Source organism: Microvirga flavescens, assembly GCF_003290125.1.
Classification (GTDB): Bacteria; Pseudomonadota; Alphaproteobacteria; order Rhizobiales; family Beijerinckiaceae; genus Microvirga; species Microvirga flavescens.
In genome coordinates this window covers 414,004-434,845 of record NZ_QMKH01000002.1, presented here as the reverse complement: position 1 = coordinate 434,845, position 20,842 = coordinate 414,004, and the positions used below count along the sequence as shown (strand labels likewise).

23 protein-coding genes are annotated in these 20,842 nt (G+C 57.4%); 20 read left to right on the top strand and 3 right to left on the bottom strand.

The genetic code is table 11. The features are described from left to right. Positions 1–59 precede the first annotated feature (59 nt). From DQW91_RS06865 to DQW91_RS06850, 4 genes are all read left to right on the top strand, one after another. On the top strand, positions 60–821 hold the full coding sequence (locus DQW91_RS06865) for an ABC transporter ATP-binding protein (protein WP_112662830.1): 762 nt from the start codon (positions 60–62) through the stop codon (positions 819–821). Between the two features lie 237 nt (positions 822–1,058). Beyond that, positions 1,059–2,663 carry a glycosyltransferase gene (locus DQW91_RS06860; protein WP_112662829.1) on the top strand — a complete coding sequence of 535 codons (1,605 nt, stop codon included), beginning with the start codon at positions 1,059–1,061 and terminating at the stop codon, positions 2,661–2,663. Positions 2,664–2,749: 86 nt separating this feature from the next. Continuing rightward, the gene (locus DQW91_RS06855; protein ID WP_112662828.1) at positions 2,750–3,559 is read left to right on the top strand and encodes a class I SAM-dependent methyltransferase; all 810 of its coding nucleotides are present in this window, start codon (positions 2,750–2,752) and stop codon (positions 3,557–3,559) included. Between the two features lie 18 nt (positions 3,560–3,577). After that, the gene (locus DQW91_RS06850) at positions 3,578–5,770 is read left to right on the top strand and encodes a glycosyltransferase (protein ID WP_112662827.1); all 2,193 of its coding nucleotides are present in this window, start codon (positions 3,578–3,580) and stop codon (positions 5,768–5,770) included. Between the two features lie 27 nt (positions 5,771–5,797). On the opposite strand, the gene DQW91_RS06845 is transcribed toward DQW91_RS06850, so the two are convergent. Next, on the bottom strand, positions 5,798–6,790 hold the full coding sequence (locus DQW91_RS06845) for a class I SAM-dependent methyltransferase (protein ID WP_112662826.1): 993 nt from the start codon (positions 6,788–6,790) through the stop codon (positions 5,798–5,800). A 350-nt stretch (positions 6,791–7,140) separates the two neighbouring features. Here DQW91_RS06845 and DQW91_RS06840 point away from each other — a divergent pair, with 350 nt between their 5' ends. The 6 genes from DQW91_RS06840 (at position 7,141) to DQW91_RS06815 (ending at position 12,851) form a co-directional block, all read left to right on the top strand. After that, positions 7,141–7,992 (top strand): ABC transporter permease, encoded by an 852-nt coding sequence (locus tag DQW91_RS06840; RefSeq protein WP_112662825.1) that lies wholly within the window; start codon positions 7,141–7,143, stop codon positions 7,990–7,992. 40 nt (positions 7,993–8,032) lie between these two features. Further along, the gene (locus tag DQW91_RS06835; RefSeq protein ID WP_245410929.1) at positions 8,033–9,307 is read left to right on the top strand and encodes an ABC transporter ATP-binding protein; all 1,275 of its coding nucleotides are present in this window, start codon (positions 8,033–8,035) and stop codon (positions 9,305–9,307) included. Further along, the gene (locus tag DQW91_RS06830; RefSeq protein ID WP_112662823.1) at positions 9,304–9,972 is read left to right on the top strand and encodes an FkbM family methyltransferase; all 669 of its coding nucleotides are present in this window, start codon (positions 9,304–9,306) and stop codon (positions 9,970–9,972) included. The genes DQW91_RS06835 and DQW91_RS06830 overlap by 4 nt, the downstream gene beginning before the upstream one ends. Positions 9,973–9,974: 2 nt before the next feature. Further along, positions 9,975–11,294, top strand: coding sequence for an ABC transporter ATP-binding protein (locus tag DQW91_RS06825; RefSeq protein ID WP_112662822.1), 1,320 nt, complete (start codon positions 9,975–9,977; stop codon positions 11,292–11,294). 41 nt (positions 11,295–11,335) lie between these two features. Beyond that, positions 11,336–12,460: an O-methyltransferase gene (locus tag DQW91_RS06820; RefSeq protein ID WP_157961363.1), complete on the top strand. Its 1,125-nt coding sequence runs from the start codon at positions 11,336–11,338 to the stop codon at positions 12,458–12,460. Positions 12,461–12,590: 130 nt separating this feature from the next. Continuing rightward, complete coding sequence (locus DQW91_RS06815) at positions 12,591–12,851, top strand: GlsB/YeaQ/YmgE family stress response membrane protein (RefSeq protein WP_112662820.1); 261 nt, start codon at positions 12,591–12,593, stop codon at positions 12,849–12,851. Between the two features lie 27 nt (positions 12,852–12,878). Here DQW91_RS06815 and DQW91_RS06810 read toward each other — a convergent pair whose 3' ends face one another. Further along, on the bottom strand, positions 12,879–13,229 hold the full coding sequence (locus DQW91_RS06810) for a YgaP-like transmembrane domain (RefSeq protein WP_112662819.1): 351 nt from the start codon (positions 13,227–13,229) through the stop codon (positions 12,879–12,881). 281 nt (positions 13,230–13,510) lie between these two features. Between DQW91_RS06810 and exbB the strand changes: the two genes are divergently transcribed. From exbB to DQW91_RS06760, 9 genes are all read left to right on the top strand, one after another. Next, a complete protein-coding gene (exbB, locus tag DQW91_RS06805; protein ID WP_112662818.1) occupies positions 13,511–14,383 on the top strand; it encodes a tonB-system energizer ExbB in 873 nt (290 codons plus the stop codon). A 4-nt stretch (positions 14,384–14,387) separates the two neighbouring features. Then, entirely contained in the window at positions 14,388–14,825 is a 438-nt protein-coding gene (gene exbD / locus DQW91_RS06800; protein WP_112662817.1) for a TonB system transport protein ExbD, read from the top strand. After that, positions 14,822–15,616, top strand: coding sequence for an energy transducer TonB (locus DQW91_RS06795; protein ID WP_112662816.1), 795 nt, complete (start codon positions 14,822–14,824; stop codon positions 15,614–15,616). Before exbD ends, DQW91_RS06795 begins: the two co-directional genes overlap by 4 nt. 125 nt (positions 15,617–15,741) lie before the next feature. Continuing rightward, a complete protein-coding gene (locus DQW91_RS06790) occupies positions 15,742–16,260 on the top strand; it encodes a hypothetical protein (protein WP_112662815.1) in 519 nt (172 codons plus the stop codon). 10 nt (positions 16,261–16,270) lie between these two features. Next, positions 16,271–16,663, top strand: coding sequence for a phage holin family protein (locus tag DQW91_RS06785; protein ID WP_112662953.1), 393 nt, complete (start codon positions 16,271–16,273; stop codon positions 16,661–16,663). Then, positions 16,660–16,950, top strand: a complete 291-nt coding sequence (locus tag DQW91_RS06780; RefSeq protein ID WP_112662814.1) for a DUF3618 domain-containing protein — start codon at positions 16,660–16,662, stop codon at positions 16,948–16,950. The genes DQW91_RS06785 and DQW91_RS06780 overlap by 4 nt, the downstream gene beginning before the upstream one ends. Next, positions 16,947–17,525: a hypothetical protein gene (locus tag DQW91_RS06775; RefSeq protein WP_157961362.1), complete on the top strand. Its 579-nt coding sequence runs from the start codon at positions 16,947–16,949 to the stop codon at positions 17,523–17,525. Before DQW91_RS06780 ends, DQW91_RS06775 begins: the two co-directional genes overlap by 4 nt. Positions 17,526–17,973: 448 nt before the next feature. Further along, positions 17,974–18,333 carry a response regulator gene (locus DQW91_RS06770; RefSeq protein ID WP_157961361.1) on the top strand — a complete coding sequence of 120 codons (360 nt, stop codon included), beginning with the start codon at positions 17,974–17,976 and terminating at the stop codon, positions 18,331–18,333. 540 nt (positions 18,334–18,873) lie between these two features. Next, entirely contained in the window at positions 18,874–19,212 is a 339-nt protein-coding gene (locus DQW91_RS06760) for an SWIB/MDM2 domain-containing protein (RefSeq protein ID WP_112662952.1), read from the top strand. A 59-nt stretch (positions 19,213–19,271) separates the two neighbouring features. Here the strand turns inward: DQW91_RS06760 and DQW91_RS06755 are convergent, their stop codons facing one another. Further along, positions 19,272–19,877: a hypothetical protein gene (locus tag DQW91_RS06755; RefSeq protein WP_112662810.1), complete on the bottom strand. Its 606-nt coding sequence runs from the start codon at positions 19,875–19,877 to the stop codon at positions 19,272–19,274. Positions 19,878–19,993: 116 nt separating this feature from the next. On the opposite strand from DQW91_RS06755, the gene DQW91_RS06750 reads away from it, so the two are divergent. After that, positions 19,994–20,842 (top strand): D-amino-acid transaminase, encoded by an 849-nt coding sequence (locus DQW91_RS06750; protein ID WP_112662809.1) that lies wholly within the window; start codon positions 19,994–19,996, stop codon positions 20,840–20,842.

The following is a 20,842-nucleotide window of genomic DNA, read 5'->3' as shown; positions in this document are numbered from 1 at the left end:
TTTGAAACGGCGCCTGCGGAAAATGCCTTGATCCTCGGCCCGTCTCTGGAGTTCTTAAGATGGCTACAGTCGAAGCTCGTGATGTCTGCGTCAGCTATCCGGTGTTCACGTCGTCCGCCCGTTCGATCAAGAACCAGCTTCTCGCACGGACGACAGGTGGCCGGGTGGCCGGCAAGTCAGCGCGCTATGTCGAGATCCAAGCCCTCGACAACGTCAATTTCAAATTCGGTCCTGGCGACCGCATCGCGTTGATCGGACACAACGGCAGCGGAAAGAGCACGCTTCTGCGTGCCATGGCCGGGATCTACCACCCCGCCTCCGGCACAATGGACGTGAAGGGTCGCGTCGCCGCCCTGTTCGACACCGCATTTGGTATGGACCAGGATTCGACGGGCTATGAAAACATCCTGCTGCGTGGCCTTTATCTCGGCCTGACGCGCACCGAGATCGAGCAGCAGGCGGACGAGATCGCTGAATTCTCCGAGCTCGGGGAGTTCCTTGATATGCCGATCCGCACGTATTCTGCCGGAATGGTGGCGCGGCTTGCTTTCGCTGTTTCAACGGCGGTCAATGCCGATATTCTCCTGGTTGACGAAGGCATCGGCGCAGGCGATGCCGCCTTCATCGCGAAGGCTAACAAGCGTCTTGAAAGCTTTATCGAGCGCGCACCCATCGTCGTGCTTTCCTCCCACGATCCGGATATTCTGCGGAAATTCTGCACACGCGGTCTCGTTCTCCAGCGTGGCCGCTTGATGTTCGACGGCCCCATCGACGAAGCCCTGGAGAATTATGACGAAATTGTCGGCGCAGCGGTGGGCTGAGGCAAAGTTCTAGGTCTCCAGTCTCAAGCTCATACTGGTGAAACAGGCTCGAAGAGCACGACTTGGTCGTCTCACGGCGAGCTCAATACTATACGCCGAAGGGGGCCTCCTTTTTCATATAGGATGAGAGGGTCGACCTATTTAAGCCACGACCGCCGCAATTGATCTGAGAAAACAGATCCGCTATGTCCGGACTTTAGGGCGATTGAAACGTTAGGACACCCCTTGCGCATAGCGATGTTGAGTACCGAGGCGTCCTCCGGCGGCGCGCCACGCGCCATGCAGAGGCTGGCGAAGGGCCTCCGCGCGCGGGGCCACACGGTGGACGTTTTCGTCGCGGGAGCCGTTCATGATCCCGCCCATGAGATCAAGATCTCACGGGCTGCCGACGGTGTGCACGAGACCCATTTTATTCGGGCCGGCAGTTCTTTCCTTGATTATGATTATGTAACAGCACGCCGTACTGCATTATCGAATACTTGCTTTTCAACCCAGATTTACGGATTTGATATTGCAAGCAATCCAGTCTTCAGATCGTACGACATCCTGAACGTTCATTGGACGGGGTTCATGATGTCCCCGCAAAGTCTAGGGGATCTGATCGATTTGGGGATCCCGACGCTCTTTACATTGCATGACATGGCCCATTTCACGGGTGGATGCCACTATTCTGCCGGGTGCAAGGGATTCGAGGCCCAGTGCAACCCGTGCCATCAGGTCAGCCCCGACGAACTCGGTCTCGTTCGATACAGCCTCGAAGCCAAGCGGAAGCGGTATGGCAAGCCGAACGTTCATGCGATTTCGCCATCCGCATGGCTTGCCGAGCAGGCGAATGGAAGCGGCGTCTTCCAGAAGCCGGTGCAAGTTATCCGCAACTCCATCGAAACCGACATCTTCCGCGTTGCGCGCCGCCAGGAGGTGCGCCGGGAGTTGGGACTGGACGACAATACGCGAGCAATCCTCTTCGGCGTGTACGACAACTCCGAACGCAGAAAGGGGTATGCCCAGCTTCTGGGCACCCTGCAGCGCTGTCTTGCCGATCCTGAATTTTCGGAACTCGTCAGGGCGGGGCAAATTCGTTTCCTGTCATTTGGCAAGTCGGATCGGGATCTCGAAGAACTCGGCGTTCCTTTCATCAACCTGGGTTGGGTCGATAACGACAGGCGGCTGAGCGAGATCTACAATGCAGCAGATCTGTGCGTACTGCCTTCAATCGAAGACAACCAGCCAAATGTGATGCTGGAAGCGATGGCTTGCGGCACGCCGGTCATTGCTTTTCGGATTGGAGGGATTCCAGAAACCGTTGTTGATGCGCAGAACGGTCGCCTGATCGAACCCTTCGATCTTGACGGGATGTCGTCGGCCATCGTTGAGATGGTTGGCGATCTACCGCTCCTGCGTCGCATGGGGTGGGCAGCGGCTTCAGTAGCCAAGCTTGACACTCTCAATCGGCAGGCGGCTGCGTATGAACAGGCTTTCGCGCAAGCTCTCTCTGCATCGTCCTGGCAGTCTTGTGCCGCTGCAGAGACGCTCGCCACAGACGATGACGGTGTGCGTACGATTGCTGCACGGCTTCAACTGGAGCCTATCGCGAGCACGAAGCCGATCAAGATGGCCCTCGAGAAGCTTGCCAGGCTCGAAGAGGAGCTGGCCGCGGTCGACGCGAACAGAAATTCGCTTCTCGCACAGCTGGTCGATGTCAACGCGCAGCTTCGAGCGCTTCAGGAGCATTCGGCACAGCGCGATGCTGAGCTCAATGTGTTGAAGGGTAAGCTGATCAACAAAGTCATTCTCAAATTGCGGCACAAATTGAGGTCGAGGCTTCAAAGTCACCGGCATTGAGCGGACTCCCATTTCGCACGGACAGATCGGTTTCGATGCCGGCGGTCCTCCCAGAATTTGAACTTTAAACGAAAGCACTGAATCCCATGCTGACAAAGGACGAGCTTGAAAAGCAGATTGCGGCGCGACGCCCCTGGTATCAACGCATCGAGTTTCCCGAGCATGGTGTGAGCACGACGGACGATCCAGACAACGCGATGCTCGATGCCGCGTGGGATAATGTGATCGGCGGTATATCGCTTGAGGAAGCAGCAATCCGCAGGCCACAGCCCAAATGGAATGAGATCCAACCTCTGATGCCCGATCCGGCAGGATTGGATTGTCTTGAGATCGGTTCGAATTGCGGCTTTTTCTCGCTTGAGTTTGCGAGAAAGGGAGCACGATCCGTTCTTGGTTTGGATGTCGCGCCTCACTGGTTGGACAATGCTCGCTGGGCAGCGAATACGCTCGGTCTAAAGAACGTCGAGTTCAGGCAGAGCGACTTCATGCTGTTTCATCCCGATGATAGTCAGGAGACAGGCCTGCTCTCAAATGAGCATGAGCAAATTAAATTGCCGAACGACCGATACGATCTCGTGTTCATGAGCACGGTGCTCGATCACTTGTTCTTTCCTTTGTTCGCCATTTACAAAATGATCCGCATTTCGCGGCGATGGGTCATTATCGACGTTCCGCACTTCAATGGTGGAGACGATCGTCACAACTTGCTCAACCTGAGCGTCTCTCCGGATTGTGCCCACCACGGGTTCGTGGCGAACCAGGGTTTTATGCGCAGCTACATTCGTCGCCTGGGGGTCCCGGAGGACGACCTGCGTGTCGTGCCCTATAACGACGGGAACAATGTTCTGTATGTCATCGACACGCGTCGCAAGGCCGGCGGGTTGGTTGGCGCGTAGTTGGAGGGATCGCGCTTCATGCGTGTCGCGTTCGTCACACGGGAGTACCCGCCTGAAACCGACTGGGGTGGGATTGGCTCTTTCTACCACGTGTTCGCGCGGCATCTTGCGAAGGCGGGGCATGATGTGGAGGTCTTCTGCCAAAGCCTGAATGGGTCGACTTTAACGAAGCAGGATGGCGTTACTGTTCATCGCATTCTGGCGCCTCACGATGTGGTGGGCCCAGGTTCCAATGACGCTCTTGGCGGTAATAAGGATCTCGGCGCTTTCGCATTCGGGCTGGCTTCGGCAATGCTCCAGGCTGTCCGTCAGCGACATGCGATTGCACCCTTCGATATCATCGAGGGGCATGAGCATCTCGGCATTAACGCATTGATCAATGTGGCAAGGCTACCGGGCGCAAAGACCATAACGCGTTACCACACGGCCTATCACACGCTCGTCAAGCGTGGACTTGTGACCTGGCCGCCGTCTGAATTTGTTAGGGCGCTTGAGAAGCAATCTATCCACTCTGCCGATGTTCGGATTGCGTCATCTTCGTTTATCGACGATGTCGTGCAAGAAGACTTCGATGCGCCGGCAGCCGACCGGACGATTCTGAATTTTGGGGAAGATGACTCGGGCGAGAAGTCCGTGGGCGCCAATCGTGAAAAGATAATCCTTTTCGTAGGGCGGTTGGTTTTGGGCCACAAGCGCCCAGATCTGGCTGTCGCTGCGTTTGTGCAGATTGCCGATGAATTTCCGGACTGGCGCTTTGAGGTGGTTGGAGAGGATCAGGATTCTCCCTCGGGAGAAACGACGTGGGAGCACTGCCGTCGCCTGCTGCCTGAACATCTTGCGCATCGTGTCGTCTATCGAGGTAAGCTGCCGCACGCAGAGGTGCAAAGCCTTTATGCGAAAGCTCGACTCTTGGTCGTGCCTTCGGCCTTTGAGTCGTTTGGTATGGTCGCCATTGAGGCGATGCGAATGGGATGCGTGCCAGTCGTTTCCAGTAGAACGGCGCTGACAGATCTCGTCGGTGATCCGTCGTTGTGCTTCGAAAATGGAAATGCCGATGATCTTGCTCGGGCGTTACGACGGCTGATGGCGGACGAGACGCGGCTAGAACGCATCTCGTCAGAGATGCGAAATCGCGCTCGCGACAACTTCAGCGCCAATCGGTTGCTTGCTGACAATGTCTCGTATTTTGAAGCTTTGCTTCCGGGTGACAATGCACGAACCTCGGGCATCCCTCGTATTTCGGTGGTTGTTCCATCGTACAATCAGGGGCCCTATATCGAGGAAACGATACGCTCCATCCTCGATCAAAAATATCCTAATCTTGAAGTCATAGTCGCCGATGGGGGATCGACGGACGAGACCCTGGATGTCCTTCGGCGGTTCCCGCAGATCAAATGGATCTCGGAGCGGGACAAGGGGCAGACGCACGCCATCAACAAGGGCGTTCTGATGTCCTCCGGCGAGATTGTCGCTTATCTGAATTCAGATGATGTCTATCGCCCAGGGGCGCTGGCTGCGATTGCAGAGGTCTTCAAAAATGAGCCGGAGACAAGGATCGTCGTCGGCAATTGCGACTACATTGACGAAAACTCGAAGACCATCGGGCTTATCCGGGCAAAATATAACAATTTTCAGGATCTGATTTGCTACTGGGGCTGGGAGCGGCTGTTTTGCATTCCTCAGCAGGCGACGTTCTGGCGCCGATCGCTGATGTCCGAAATCGGCCTTTTTAATGCTGAACTTCAGATGGTTATGGACTATGAATACTGGCTGCGCGTTGCCAGGATCACTCCATTCCGCGTTCTGGATCAGACGCTTGCCGGCTTTCGCCTCGTTCAGGGTACGAAGACGGTTACCCGAACGGACGAAATGTATCGGGAGGAATTCGAAACATTTCAGCGGTTCAAGAAATTTCTTCCGTGGCCGCGCCGTTTGCGGGAGTCTCTGAAGGCCAGGCGCCATTATGGCGATCGTCTTCTCACCATGAGCCAACATTTATTGCTGGCCCATCAACTGCGGCGCAGATCAACCCTTCTGGTGCGAAGGGCAGTCCGCGTATGGCCGCCTTATATGATGTCCGCCAGCTTTTTGCTGACAATCACGCACATCGCATTGTCGCCGGTTGTCGGCGCTGACAGGCTTGATGCTTGGCACCATCGCGGATTGAACTGGGTTTCCGCCATAAAGAAGAAAGTCGGCATCGCGATCTGATAGTCGATCGCGATGCCATAACTCGGGTTACCCGACGCGCTTCATCCAGAAACTTCCCGGCAGGTGCTCGGTCGGTGAGTAGCCAGGGAAAGCGCTCTTCAGGCGCTCAGGGTGGTTGAGGTGCATGTGGCACCCGCCCCAAAGAACCTTGAACTTGTCATTGAAAGCCAGGAAAGCGGCCAGGAGATACTGTTCGTTCCAGAAAATGTGCTCATCCTTGAGCCAGTTGCTGGGATAGGGCAGGGGCAGGAAGATGTCGTGAACGTGGATTACGACGCCCGGCTTGAGGCGAGGAAGGATCTCAAAGTATTCATAGTCGACGTCGTTCCCGCACCGAATAACGTGCGTGCTGTCAATGAAGACGATATCGTTTTCACCGAGTTCGGTGAAAAGAGAAAGCGGTACTTTTTCAACCGGTTCGCGAATAAGCGTTGTCCGGGTCGGTAATGAATTCAAAAGAATGTCATTGGGATAGGGCTCGATCGCGATAAGTTCCGTGGAAATTCCCTCCGCATTATTGGCGGCTGTCGCTGCTGCGGAAAGCAACGTGCTGAAGCCAGATCCGATTTCGACGACCCGTTTCGGCTTCAATAGCCGAATCATACAATAAAGAACTTCAGCGTCGACTTTTTCAAAGACGCCATTCTTGAAGAAGAAGCGCCCTTCATTGTTGGGGGCGTTGTTGTTGAACTGAATGTATTCTTGCTTGTATTGCTCGAGCTTGCCGAGCAGCTCGAGTTGCCCTGAATCGTTCATGTCGATGCCGACCATGCTTGAACGCCGGGTTATCGCGGCGTCGGACAGCTGGGTCATGTCCGGGACGGGGCTGTAATAATGGTTGGGCATGAGGGTGACGCCCGCCGCCTGCCATCGATTGAACCAACGACGGTAAACTGAATCGCGTCCCCATACCCAGCGAACGTAATCCGGGAGGATCTCCTGCAGGGCCGCAGCGACCTGCTCTTCATTGGCAGGATCCTTGGCGAGCTGGACAAAGTTCTTGATCGTGTCGTTGGTCATTCGATTGCCTGGTTCGAGGGGAGGGGCCGCTTGATCTGTCCGCACAGGCGGCGCGTGCAAGGAGGGGATGTCGGCGAAATAGAGAAGGTATAAGGAAAATTGTCCCTTTGTTGCCCGCGGCTCCCCCTCACAATCGCCAGTCGCGGGCTGTCAGGACAGTCGCTTGCTTCTAATTCGACATGGACCTATAAAGCACCGCACGCGCGAAGAAAAGCACATGGTTTTGATATGGTTAGCCCTGAAAAGGGGCTCGCTCTAAGTTCGGTGCCTGTTGATTTTGAGACCCGCTATTGGGGCCTAAGCTTTTGGCCAAAAGCGCCTTTATTCGTTGAGAGAGACACAGCACTCCAATGGCATTAGTCAGTCGCACTGGATTCAGGTCGGGTGAGCGTGGACCTATTGGTTTCGGGGCTCTCATTCGGTCCTTTTGGGACAATCGGACTCTGATCGGGAATCTCGCGTCGCGTGACATTTACTCCCGGTTCCGAGGGTCGATTTTCGGCGGTGCCTGGACCGTTCTCATCCCCCTGATCATGATGTCCAGCTATGCGTTCGTGTTTTCGACCGTTCTGGGGCTGCGGTGGCAGGGGCAGGCTGGGCGGGAGTTGAACTATCCGTTGGTGATCTTCAGCGGCCTGATCATCTTCACCTTTTTTGCCGAGGTGATCGGGCGCGCGCCAGGGATCATTTTGGAATACGCGACCTTCGTCAAAAAGGTTCCTTTCCCGTTGGAGACGACGGTCTGGATTCAGATCGTGGTTGCCTTGTTCAATCTCGGATTGTCATTCCTTATTTTTTTGTTGTTTTACTTCGTATTCGTCGGGGTGCCACCGATCACGTCGCTTCTGGCGCCTCTCGCGCTTCTTCCACTCGTGCTGATCGTCCTTGGTCTTGGATGGTTGTTTGCTGCGGCCGGCGTGTATCTGCGGGATCTTCGCGTCGTCGTCCCGTTCATCACCAATCTCCTGATGCTGCTGGGTCCCGTGTTCTATTCGATCACGCTGATCCCCGAGAAATATCGGCCGCTCATTTACCTCAACCCCGTAACGGCACCGATCCAGAATTTTCGCGATCTCTTCTTCGATGGAATCGTTCCCAGTCTCTCGATGTGGGGCCTCAATCTTGTAATCGGCGTTGTCATTGCCTGGCTTGGCTATGCTTTCTTTATCCGCACGCGGCACGGATTTGCCGATGTCCTCTGAGATAGCGATACGTCTGAGCGGTGTGGGGAAGGCGTACCGGATGTACGACCGCCCCGAGGATCGTTTCAAGCAGATGCTGCTTGGGCGGTTTGGCGTTCGGTACGGGCGCGAGCACTGGGCGGTTCAGGACGTTGACCTTGAGATTCCGAAAGGCTCGACGATCGGGGTTCTGGGCCGCAACGGGGCCGGCAAGTCCACGTTGCTGCAACTGGTTTGCGGCATGCTGGAGCCAACGCGCGGAACGGTCGAGATCAAAGGCCGGGCAGCGGCGCTGATCGAGCTTGGTGCAGGGTTCAATCCGGAATTCACGGGTCGTGAGAACGTGCGCCTGGCGGCGAGCGTTCTGGGTCTTGGCAGCTCGGAGATCGAGGAGCGGTTGCCGGCGATACTGGAGTTCGCGGCAATTGGCGAATTCATCGACCAGCCGGTGAAGCTCTATTCGAGCGGCATGTATGCGCGCCTTGCGTTCGCTGTTGCGGCGCATGTGGATGCGGAGCTTTTGATCGTCGACGAGATCCTGTCGGTGGGGGACGCGGCGTTCAATCAGAAATGCATGCGCTTTGTGCGAAAGTTCAAGGAGAACGGGACGCTGCTGTTCGTCTCGCACGATACGGCGGCGATCACGGCGTTGTGCGACGAGGCCATCTGGCTTGATCGCGGTGTGATCAGGGAGCGGGGACCGGCGCGGGAGGTCTGTCACAACTATCTCGCCGCAATCTCCCGTGAAGGCGATCAGAGAAAAGAGTTTCAGACGGGTGGACAGCGCAAGGAAATTGCATTGTTGCCGATTCCGGAAAAAACGATCCGGAAAACTATTCCAATGGCGTCGCTTCCTGAAATCAATCGTCTCGGCGATTGCGTGACCAATCCATCCGTTCGAATTGATGACGTGATGTTGCTTGATGAAGCCGGTTCGCAAAAGACCGTTTGTGAAGGCGGCGATCTCGTTGCTTTGCAAATTGGATGCGATGTCCTTGCTCCAGCGGACGATGTCCACTTTGCGTTCGAAGTGCGGGACCGGCTTGGCCAATTGCTCTTTTCCGATGATACGACGCTGATCGAGAACGTTCCGAAAGCGCCAATTCCCGGCCGCCGGTTCCGTGTTCGGTTCAGGTTTGAAATGCCGCATCTACAGCCTGGCGACTATGCTGTTTCCGTCTATGCATTTCGTTTGAACGAGCAAACGATTTCCATCGAGGACAAGCGGTTGGATGCCTGTTTCATCCGGATCGATCGGACGCTCTCTTTTGGACTCGTCGGGACTAAGCTCCGATCCGTTCAATTCAGATCTGTTCATTCAGAGGTTGCAGCATGACAAGTCCCATTCAATGGATCAAGGATCTTGGCGGCGCGCCTCAAGGTCTCATTCATATCGGTGCTCACAGCGGACAGGAATTTGAGGATTATCAGCGGGCATTGCTGAACCCGGTTCTATACATCGAGGCCTTGCCTTCAATTTATGAAAGGCTTGTGGCGCACATCGGTGGTGCGGAAGGTCATGTGGCAATCAACGCGCTGTGCTCCGACAAGGATGGCGAGAGCGTGTCTTTCAAAGTGTCTTCGAACGAAGGCGCATCATCAAGCATGTTGGATTTCGGCTGGCATTCCAGTGAACATCCTGAGGTGCATTGGGTTGATCAAGTTTCCTTGACGACTTGCCGTCTCGATACGTTGCTGGCCGATGTCCAGAAAAAGAATCCTGATCTCCCCTTTCAGAAGCTCAATGTCCTTGTTCTCGATGTGCAAGGAGCGGAGATGAAAGTTCTGGCCGGTGCGGACGACATCGTCTCAAAGGTGGATTGGATTTCAACCGAAGTGAATGAAGGTGGATTGTACGAAGGCGATTGCAGCCTCGATCAGATTTACGCCTACATGCGCGGCAAGGGATTTCGTCTCAAGCATCTTGAAATGACGCAGCATCGTTGGGGCAATGCGCTGTTCGCAAGAGACACGGCACACCGCCGTTCTGCGGGTGGATAGCGATGTCCTCTGAAGTCGCGATCCGTCTGAGCGGTGTTGGGAAGGCGTACCGGATGTACGACCGTCCGGAGGACCGCTTCAAGCAGATGCTTCTTGGCCGGTTTGGCGTTCGGTACGGGCGCGAGCACTGGGCGATTCAGGACATTGATCTTGAGGTTCCGAAAGGTTCGACGGTCGGGATTCTGGGCCGCAATGGGGCCGGCAAGTCCACGTTGCTGCAACTGGTTTGCGGCATGCTGGAGCCGACGCGCGGAACGGTCGAGATCAAAGGCCGGGCAGCGGCGCTGATCGAGCTTGGAGCGGGGTTCAATCCGGAATTCACGGGTCGTGAGAACGTGCGCTTGGCGGCGAGCGTTCTGGGTCTTGGCAGTTCGGAGATCGAGGAGCGGTTGCCGGCGATATTGGAGTTCGCGGCGATTGGCGAATTCATCGACCAGCCTGTGAAGCTCTATTCGAGCGGCATGTATGCGCGCCTTGCGTTCGCTGTTGCGGCGCATGTGGATGCGGAGCTTTTGATCGTCGACGAGATCCTGTCGGTGGGGGACGCGGCGTTCAATCAGAAATGCATGCGCTTTGTGCGAAAGTTCAAGGAGAACGGGACGCTGCTGTTTGTCTCGCACGACACGGCGGCGATCACGGCGTTGTGCGACGAGGCCATCTGGCTTGATCGCGGTGTGATCAGGGAGCGGGGACCGGCACGGGAAGTCTGTCACAACTATCTCGCCGCAATCTCCCGCGAAGGCGATCAGAGAAAAGAGTTTCAGACTGCCACCCTTAAAAGCGTGCCCGCGACCTCAGATATTCGAAAAGACCGTCTGGAGCAGGTCGGGGCCGACAGCCGGCTAGCCATCGGTCCCCTGGATCCAGACGCGCCCTGGTTCGGCACCGGTGACGCTGAATTGTTGGATATCGGCTTCTACGACGAGAACGGTCAACGGCTCGCTGAAATGCATGGTGGGCAAGTTATCGAAATTCGCCTGCGCTACAGCACGACCATCAATATTGAGCAGGCTCTCGTCGGCTTCCAGATTAGAGACGAACGTGGGCAGGTTGTCTTTGGTGAGAACACGCACCTAGCCTATGGTAATGCGCCTTATTCTGTCCTCGCGGGAACGACCTTCGAAGCCTGTTTCGAGTTGGAGTTGCCTTATCTTCCCCAAGGTGTGTATTCACTCGTCGCGGCTCTTTCCGAGGGCACCCAGACCGAAAATGTTCATCATCTGTGGATCGACGATGCTCTTTTCTTTACGGTAGAGAGCAGCCACGTTGGGAAGGGCGTTGTCGGGTTGCCACTCCATCAGGTAGAATTTGAAACAGATTGATCGGCTTCGGCCTCAATACAACTCGCTATCAGGACGACTTGATGACTAACTCATTGGATCATGCCGCGAAATGGCCTTCGCCGATCATGAATCAAGCGGACGCAGCCGATCGGTTCGAAGAGCTTGCAAAAGCACTTAAGGCGGCGGGTTTGAGCGATTTGAGCGATGTCGCGTTTGATACTGCGGCGACGATCGATCTTGCGGATCCTGAACTGCAGAAGTCCTGGGGAGGTGGGTTCAACGGTCAGGAGGGGCGGCGGGCGCTCTTCCTTGCGGTTGTCGAGGCGACGAAGCCTACGGCGATCTTGGAGACCGGCACCTTCAGAGGAACGACGACGGAGTGGATGGCCGAGCGCTTCAGCGGGCCTATTCTGACCTGTGAGGTGCAGGAGCGCTATTATCTCCAGTCAAGGAAGAAGCTCAGCCGCTTCCCGAATGTTTCGGTTTTCCTGTCCGACTCCCGTGCGTTCCTGCGGGAGCAGCTTCGAACCTTCGAGCGCGACAAGCCCGTTTTCATCTACCTTGACGCCCATTGGTACGACGATCTTCCGCTTGCGGAAGAACTCGAGATCATATTCGACAATCTCGAAAAAGCAGTTGTCATGATTGACGACTACGAGGTCCCGTTCGATCCCGGCTACTCTTACGATTACTATGGCCCTGACAAGGCTCTGACGCTTAATCTCCTCAAAGGAGCCGCGAAGCGGGACGGAAAAATATTCTTCCCCACGCTGCCTGCTGAACGCGAAACTGGCGCGCGTCGTGGCTGTTGCGTCGTTACCTCTCCTGGTATCGCGGACAAGCTCAAGATTTCAGAATTGCAGCCTGTGACTCTTCAGGATTGGCGCGTGACTGAGCTCAAGGGTGAACTGGAAAGCACGCGTGTGGAGACGGCGCGCCTTTATCAGGAACTTTCCCGTAAGGCTTCAGTCCTTGCCACCGCTGAAACGGCCGGCTTGGTCGAGTTTGAGCTTGAGACGGGCGAATATCAGGTGCTTTCCGCATTGTCTGAGCAAGAGAATGCAGGGGAGCCCTCGCCCTTGGATGCAGACCGGCTGCAGATGCAAACCCAGTTCGTTCGCACCGCGCTCAAAAACGAAATCCAGCGCCGCAAGGTTCTGCAGGAAGAGCTTTTGACCATGAAAGCCTATATGGGCATCGAGTGATCCAGGCTTAAAAGTTTCCCGGGATAGCCAAGCAATCATCTTGGCTTGGCTTTTCCGTTCGTTGGACCCATTGCAACCTTGACTGACCTATCGGCGTTGACTTGCCGATAGCGTTAGAAAGGGTCTTGTCATGGGCATCATCTGGACCATCATCATCGGCTTCGTTGCAGGCGTCATTGCGAAGTTCATCATGCCGGGAGATCGGGAACCATCCGGTTTCATCCTGACCACCATTCTTGGCATCGTTGGCGCTTTTGTCGCGACCTATCTCGGACAGGCTATGGGCTGGTACTCTGCCGGCGAGGGAGCGGGACTTATCGGCGCGGTTGTAGGGGCGGTGATCGTGCTCTTCATCTGGGGGCTCGTTGCCCGCCGGAGTTCAGCGATCTAGCTTGAATCGAGATTGAGGCTGGCCCGCTCAATCCTGGCGCGTCAGCCTCGGCTTTGTTTCACTCTTATCGAAGAGAACGCCTTTGATCGGGCAACTGCCTTTATAGCCACGCCAGGCGAGATAGGTTCCACCGACGAGGGCGACGGCATTCAGAAATGGATTTGGCCGAGGCTTCGTTGCCGCCGCGGCCAAGCCCAGACCCACCGCGATGTAGATGGCCCGTTCCGTCGGAGTCAGATTCTGTTCGATGCTGGCTGCGGAATCGGCGTTGACGGTTCTCAATACATCCTCCCCTGTTTGGCCTGAGCCGAACGTTGGCTTACCCCAATTGTTCCGCTCGAGGCTTTTGCCCCCCAACACCCCGAGTCTTTCGCGCATCTCCTCATTTCCCCTGAGAGGCGAGGATTGGGCATGGTGAGCGATCACGTCGGCAGGTAGTTTGGAATTTGTCTAAAGCATTGATATTGCGAGATAATTATCTTTAGGATAGAGAGGCATCGGTGGGTGCTTACAATCTTCGAGAGAAGCGCCTTTGTAATACGCCGCACCTGGCTGCAAGCTGGGCGTTAGATTATTCAGCCAGCTTCTCCGGCTGGAATTCATACGACAAAGGAGGTTGCCGGTGGCGGCCTCCGGCAAAAGCGTTCAAGGCAGGGCATATGCGCCACGAAGGATTGCATCGAGGAAAAGGCTGTCATGCTGCTGCGGTGCGCGGCGCGGCGACTATTGGCGCAGCAGCGCTTGCAGTCTGCATTGGTCACTCCGCCGTGGCGCAGGAGCGGACCGTGGCGGCGATGGCCAGCCTGCCGCACGATCTTTCACCCTGGGCCATGTTCGCCAATGCCGACATCGTCGTGAAGGCTGTCATGGCCGGCCTTGCCTTTGCATCGCTGGTCACATGGACAATTGCTCTTGCTAAGGGGCTGGAGATTGTCGTCGCGAAGGGCAAAGCCGCGCGTGCGCTGCAACGTCTGCAACAGGCGGCGGATCTTTCCGACGCAAGCCGGCGGATCGATGGAAGTCTGTCCGATGGTCCGGTTGCCGCTTTGCTCGCCGCCGCACGCACGGAACTTTCCCGCTCTCAGGATCTACCCTCCGAGGGCATCAAGGAACGTGCCGCCGTTGCATTGTCGCGGATCGAGGTACAGGCCGGGCGCAGCATGGCGCGCGGCACGGGCTTGCTCGCGACCATCGGCTCGACAGCTCCCTTCGTGGGCCTGTTCGGAACGGTGTGGGGCATCATGAATTCCTTCATCGGCATCAGCAAGGCGCAGACCACCAATCTCGCTGTGGTCGCGCCCGGCATTGCCGAGGCGCTTCTTGCCACCGCCATCGGGCTTGTTGCGGCAATTCCTGCCGTCGTCGTCTACAACGTTTTCGCGCGCACTATTGCGGGATACCGGGCGGCGCTTGCAGACAGTTCGGCCGTGATCCTGCAGCATCTGTCGCGGGATCTCGACCGACCTTCGATAGCAGCTCGCGTCTCTAACTTGCGGCCTGCATCTGCAGCGCACATCCGTCCGGCGGAGTAGGCGCGTGGCGGTTCGTCTGCAGGAGAACCACGACGACGATCTGGGCGAGGTCGCCGATATCAACGTCACGCCGTTCATCGACGTGATCCTGGTTCTTCTTATCATCTTCATGGTCGCCGCGCCGCTGTCGACGGTGGACGTGGCCGTCGATCTGCCGACGTCGAACGCGCAGCCACAACCGCGCTCCGACAAGCCGCTTTATCTCACCCTCAAGAGCGATCTGTCTCTTGCCTTGGGCGAGACACCCGTTTCGCGTGAAGGGCTCGGCGAGGCACTCGACGCGCAGACGCAACGGGATCGCGAACAGCGCATTTTCCTGCGCTCCGATCAGGCTGTCTCATACGGTGAGTTGATGAAGGTGATGAACCTTCTGCGCGGTGCGGGTTATCTCAAGATCGCGCTTGTCGGCCTCGAGGATGCGAGTGGGGCTTCGCCTCAATGATCGGGGCGCCGCGCCGGTCTCTGGCGGCTTTAACACCGCTTCGCTGGGGCGGCGCGTTCGCGATCGTCGCGGCTCTGCATGCTGGCGCGGTATGGGCCGCGCTGGCATGGGCGCGCCCGCAGATTGAGGCGCGTGGTTCTTCACCTGTCCTCATGATGGAACTCGCCGCGCTGAACGTGGCACCGGCGCCGCCCTCGGTTGAAAGTGCCCCTGCGGCGATGGCGGATCAGCCAGAGCCCGCCCCTGCGCCTGCACCGGCTGCGCCCGAGATAGCGGCCTTGCCGGAAATGCCGAACTCGGTGGTCCTGCCTGCGCCTCAACCTCCTGAGCCATCCGCACCGAAAGAGGAGCCGGAAAGGCCGAAAGAAAAAAAGGTCGAGCGCTCGAAGTCGAAACACGAACCGGATAAGCGCCCCAAAGCGCGAGAGAGTGCTACGGCCAGCACTGCCGCGCCCGTATCTGAAGCGCGGGCCGAGACTGCGGCAGCAAGCGCGCTTGGCACAAGCGAAGCTTCCGCCGCCGTCGCCGCTTGGGGCAAGAGCGTGGCAGGGCACATCAAGCGCTTTGCAAGTTCGAACCGTCTTTCCGGAACGATGTCCCGCAGGGCCTTGGTGGCCATCTCCATCGACAGGCAAGGGCGCATTCTGAATGGACGGATCGCGCAAGGATCCGGCGATCCGCTTTTCGATGAAGAGGCTCTCGCCATTCTCCAACGCGCAAGTCCCGTGCCGCCGCCTCCTCCTGAAATCAATGATACGGTGATCAATAGGATCGTCCCCTTCGCGAAATAGACCGCGCAGCAGTCCTGCCTTCTGCTGTCATAGGATCGATTTCCCGTTTAAGGTTACGCTTCTGCGCAGCGCGGAACCTGCTGCGGTTCCATCGGTTACCGTGTCGCAACGATACGAGGTAAGCGATGGCCGCCGCTCCCCACAAAGAGGATCGCTCGAGCGCCGAACGGAAGCCCGCCGACGAATGGGATGCCTTGAAGGACGATGTCGGCCATCTCGCGCAGGAAGCGAAAGCGCAGGGATGGCATTTCGCCGACATCGCCCGCGCACAAGCGCGCGGCTATGCCGAGGGGCGCAAGGATGATGTGGCGCATTCCGTATCGGGCTTCGCACGTTCGCTGCGCGAGGCCACGCAGACATTCGACGACAGACCCAATATTCAGGCGATTACGGAGAGCGCCGCTGCGGGGCTCGATCAACTGGCCGACAGCATCGAGGAAAAAACGATCACGGAGATCGTGCAGGATGTCGAGGATGCGATACGGCGGCATCCGCTTGCGACGGCGACGTTGTCCTTGAGCCTTGGATTTTTCGTCGCGCGCTTTCTCAAGAGCACGGCGCCCGCTGTTGATAAAACTCTGACAGAAGGGCGAGCGCGAAGGCCGCGCCGAAAGACGAATTCCGGTTCAAAAATTCATGCTTGAGGAGCCTGCCATGCCGGGCGATCGGCAGACCATTCAAACGTTGCTCGTGGACGTCGTGCGCGAGACGAGGGGGCTCGCCTTGAAGGAGATCGCACTCTTTCGCGCCGAGACGAACAGCAATATCCGCCTTCTCTTCACGGGTCTTGCGATGATCGTCGCGGCGGCGGTCTTTGCGGTTTCCGCGCTGGTGCTGTTCACTAAGGCGCTTGTCGATTGGTTGGCGACAATCGTCAACTCGCAAGTCATCGCGGCCTTGATCGTCGGCGGTGCGCTCGCTGCCGTTGCGATTGTGCTCGGGTTTTACGGGCGTCACGTCGTCTCAACGCTCACGCTCGCGCCGCAGCGAAGCGCACGCTCCATCAAACGCGATGTCGAGCTTGTCTCGGAAAAGGCAGGCGGATGACGCAGAAAATGGACGAGCTCGAAGAGGACATTGAGCGCAGCCGTATCAAGCTGGATCAGGCCATCGACCGGTTGCAGAAACGTCTTACCGTCTCCGGCGTTGTCGATGATGCGCTCGGGATCGTGCGGGCGGGGCCATATGCATCGCTCTACGAGAACATGCTTTCCGTCATCCGGCGCAATCCCGTCCCCGTTCTGTTGGCGACAGCCGGTGTTGGGCTCCTGCTGCAGCAGATGCGTAAGGACGCACACGAAGATCAGCATCATTTTGAGGGAGAGAATCCATGACCGGTGTCAGGAACAGTGGCGGAAAGTCTCAACGCATGGCGCGGGGTGAACGCGGTAAGGATAGCCTCCACGAGGGGAGAAACGTTGCGGGTCGTGCCAGACAGGCTGCCGGGGCTGTCGAGCACCCCCTGCGTGAAAGGGCAGAGCGGATCAGGGATCGCATGGGCGAAACCTATGAGCACGCCTCTGAATGGGCTCACGACACTTACGGTCGGGCTTCCACCTGGGCCGAGGATGCCTATGAGCGCGGACACGACAGTGTGGAACGGGCGCGCTCCCGCTCCGCCCGAATGACGCGGGGCGTCAGGGATTATGCCAGCGAGAATCCGATGGTTGTCTGCATGGTGGGGCTGGCCGCTGGTTTTCTGATCGGGACGCTTCTGCCGAGAACGCGTCGGGAGAACAAGGCGTTCGGCGAATGGTCCGACGACGTCCGCGAGCAGGGGCTGCGCTATGCGCAGGACATGACGCAGCGCGGGCGCGATTATGTGGAAGAAGCGCTCAGGGGAGACGAACCCTCCTTGAGCGGCCATGATGCGGAGCTTGAGCCGGAACCCAGACACAAGCGCCATTAGGGTAGCTGAGAAACGAGAACGGCCAGCAATGGGAGCGATGCGCGTACATCCGGCGTCATCGCTCGACCATCCTGGCCGTATCCAGCGACACACGGGGTCGCCGGCTCATCGTTGAGATGGGGAGGCCGGGGCAATATTGCAAGGCTTCGACTCGGACCTCAAAGCAGCATTTACCGTGCAATAGATCTCCAAGACGATTCAGCCCCCGATAAGATCTCCAAACGGTAAGCTTGGCTATTGTTGAGGTGAATACAAGCAGCTTGCTTCGCGTTAACCAATTTTTAACCTCGATATAAGCAAATAGGCGTAAATCGGGTTAGCCGTGGAACTCTCCGGCCAAACGTCCGTTCTCTGCATGTTCACGGGTGAAAAAGCCCAGAAGCTCAGGGCAAAGCCACTCATCTGAAGGGCGATGAACGTTTGTGTTGAACTTCCTGGAGTTAATGTGATGCGTATCCTGATTTTGGAAGACGACCCCTTTATTGCCCTGGACCTCCAGTGGATCGTCGAGAATGACGGCCACGAAGTCGTCGGGAGCTTTAACTCCGTTTTCGATGCGCAAGAACATCTTCAAGATGACTTCGACTACGCGCTCCTGGATGTCGACGTTATTGGAGGGAAGAGTTTTACGATTGCCGGGGAGCTTTTGCTGCGGCGGATCCCGTTCGCATTCGTCTCCGCTTCGCAGCAAAGCGAATTGCCTCCTCACCTGAGTTCGGTCTGCTTCATTCCCAAGCCGTTCGAAGAAAAGACGATCCGCCGCTTCATTGGGCTGTCGTCCATAGACGCTCCTCGGCTCACCATTTGAGGTTCTGAGGCCTTTGGCAGCGGTGATGACCTTGCGGAATGTTCCTCTTTTTTGTGGAAAAGACCGGTCGCTAGAGGCGCGGCGATGTCCTTTGATCGGGTGGCTTAAGCCGGCTTCGAGCCTGTCGATGGCCTACCTAAGGGCTCAGAGCGCTCACGCCAGGCCGATGGGTGTTTGCCTCCCTCTTGTCGGGGGGATTGGTGGAGGCAATGTATTTCCGCACAATACCTTGCCCCTTCGCTCTAATCTTCCTTCGGATGAGCGTGGCGGTGGGGTGCGGGTTCCTGATCCGCCGCTCGGGAGAAGCGCACGGGGCGCAGCGCTCGGCTGGGCACAAGTGCTTTGAAGATGTCCGCGAAAGACTTTTGACAGTCGAAAGGATGGTCTTGCTGGAGCGTTGAAGCAGCCATAAGCTCAACTTCGCCGAGATTCTTGAAAGTCTTTCCAAGGGGCTCGGTCTCCGAGCCGTAGAAGCTCTTGCTAAGGTATTACGGCCGAGTTTTCGAAACGCGCCTTTGCCATCCACATTTGGAGGAATTCATGGCCACCAAGACGACCGCCGCAAAGAAGCCAGCGGCGAAGACCGCCGCCAAGACTGCTGCCCCCAAGAAGGCCGCGACGAAGGCCGCCTCCGCCAAGCCGAACGCCCTTCAGAAGCCCCTGCAGCCTTCCAAGGAACTGGCTGTGATCGTCGGTTCGAACCCCATCGCGCGCGGCGAAGTCGTGAGCAAGATGTGGGAATACATCAAGAAGCATAACCTCCAGAACCCCGAGAACAAGCGGGAGATCCTGGCCGACGACAAGCTTCAGCCGATCTTCGGCAAGAAGAAGGTCACCATGTTCGAGATGAACAAGTATCTCGCGCAGCACCTCAAGTAACATTCGGCCTCAAGCTTCGGTGCGGCTCTGTGATGGGCCGCCGAAGCAGGGGCTGATTTTCAAGAGGCCTTCTGCCAATCCTCCAATGGCAGAAGGTCCGGCCTCGATCCGGGAGCACTGGTCCAGGGATCGACGGCCCACTGGCTATGGCCTTCTTTCTGGACGATCACCGCCGTGAAGTGCGGATAGCGTCCGTCGATGAAGAACCCGCGCGATTGCGGGCGCGCGACTTCATGATAGGCAAGAAGCCCGCGCTCCTGCAGCAATAGCAGCAGGCTCGTCGTATTGGCTGCTTCATCGAGACAATCCATCTGCCCGACCTGTCCCGATAACGAAGGCGGTGATCTTGGTGCATCCGGTGGACCGCCGAACTGCGCTGCAAGATGGGCGGTGTAGATTCTGACCGCGTCGCGCAATGCCAGGCGCTCCGCCTGGGCACTTGTTCTGCCTGCGCGCATGATGCCCGCCACATGAGTGAACCAATCTGAATCAACCCCGATTTCGGTTCGTCGCGCGCAACCGTAGCCGTGGCATGCAATGATCCGGCCATTGAGCGGCGCGACATAACCCTGATCGCGAAACCAGTTGCGTGGGGCATCGGCAGCCGCCGCATGAGCGCCGAAGGCCGTGAGGCATGAAAAAGCGAACGCTGTCGTGATTTTCATCGCGCAACCTCCACAAAATCGAGCGAGCGTACTTTCGGACGAAGCATCAATCGGGATATGTAGCTCACACACTCTGTCGGGCCAGTGGCCCAATCATTCCTCCATCAGGAGCGCGCATGTCCCGCATCGTTTTCCTCAACGGTTCATTCCTTCCGCTCGAAGACGCCAGGATCCCGATCATGGATCGCGGCTTTCTGTTTTCGGACGGCGTGTATGAGGGGTTCGGTGTTCTTGGCGGGCGTGTGATCGATAACGATCTTCACCTTGCGCGGTTGGAGCGCTCCCTATCGGAGATCCGCATCGCCAATCCGTATTCGCGCGAGCAATGGGCGGCTTTCGAGCAGGAGCTCGTTCACCGCAACGATATGGACGAAGGGTTTCTCTACCTGCAGGTCACGCGCGGCGTTGCCGACCGCGATTTCTTCTTCCCGCAGGAGGGCGCGCCGACCGTCGTGATGTTCACGCAGAAAAAGTCGATCGTTCATTCGCCTGCGGCGGAAAAGGGCATCGCAGTCATCAGCGTTCCGGATCTGCGCTGGAAGAGGCGCGACATCAAATCGGTTTCGCTCCTCGCGCAGGTTCTCGCCAAACAGGCGGCGAAGGAAGCGGGCGCTCAAGAAGCGTGGATGATCGAGGATGGCTTCGTGACAGAGGGAGGCTCGTCCAGCGGCTTCATTGTGACGAAGCAGGGTCGTGTCATCGTGCGACCCTTGTCGAATGCCATCCTCCCCGGCATCACGCGCAAGTCGCTTCTGTGCCTTGCCGAGGAAACCGGCGTCGTTCTGGAGGAGCGGCTCTTCACAATCGATGAGGCCTATAACGCCGCTGAGGCCTTCCTGACGAGCGCGTCCAACTTCGTCGTTCCTATTGTTTCGATCGACGGACGACCGGTGGGAGACGGCAAGCCCGGCGCTGTGACGCGCCGTTTGCAGGAGCTTTATCTTTCGATGGCGCGCGCCAGCTGA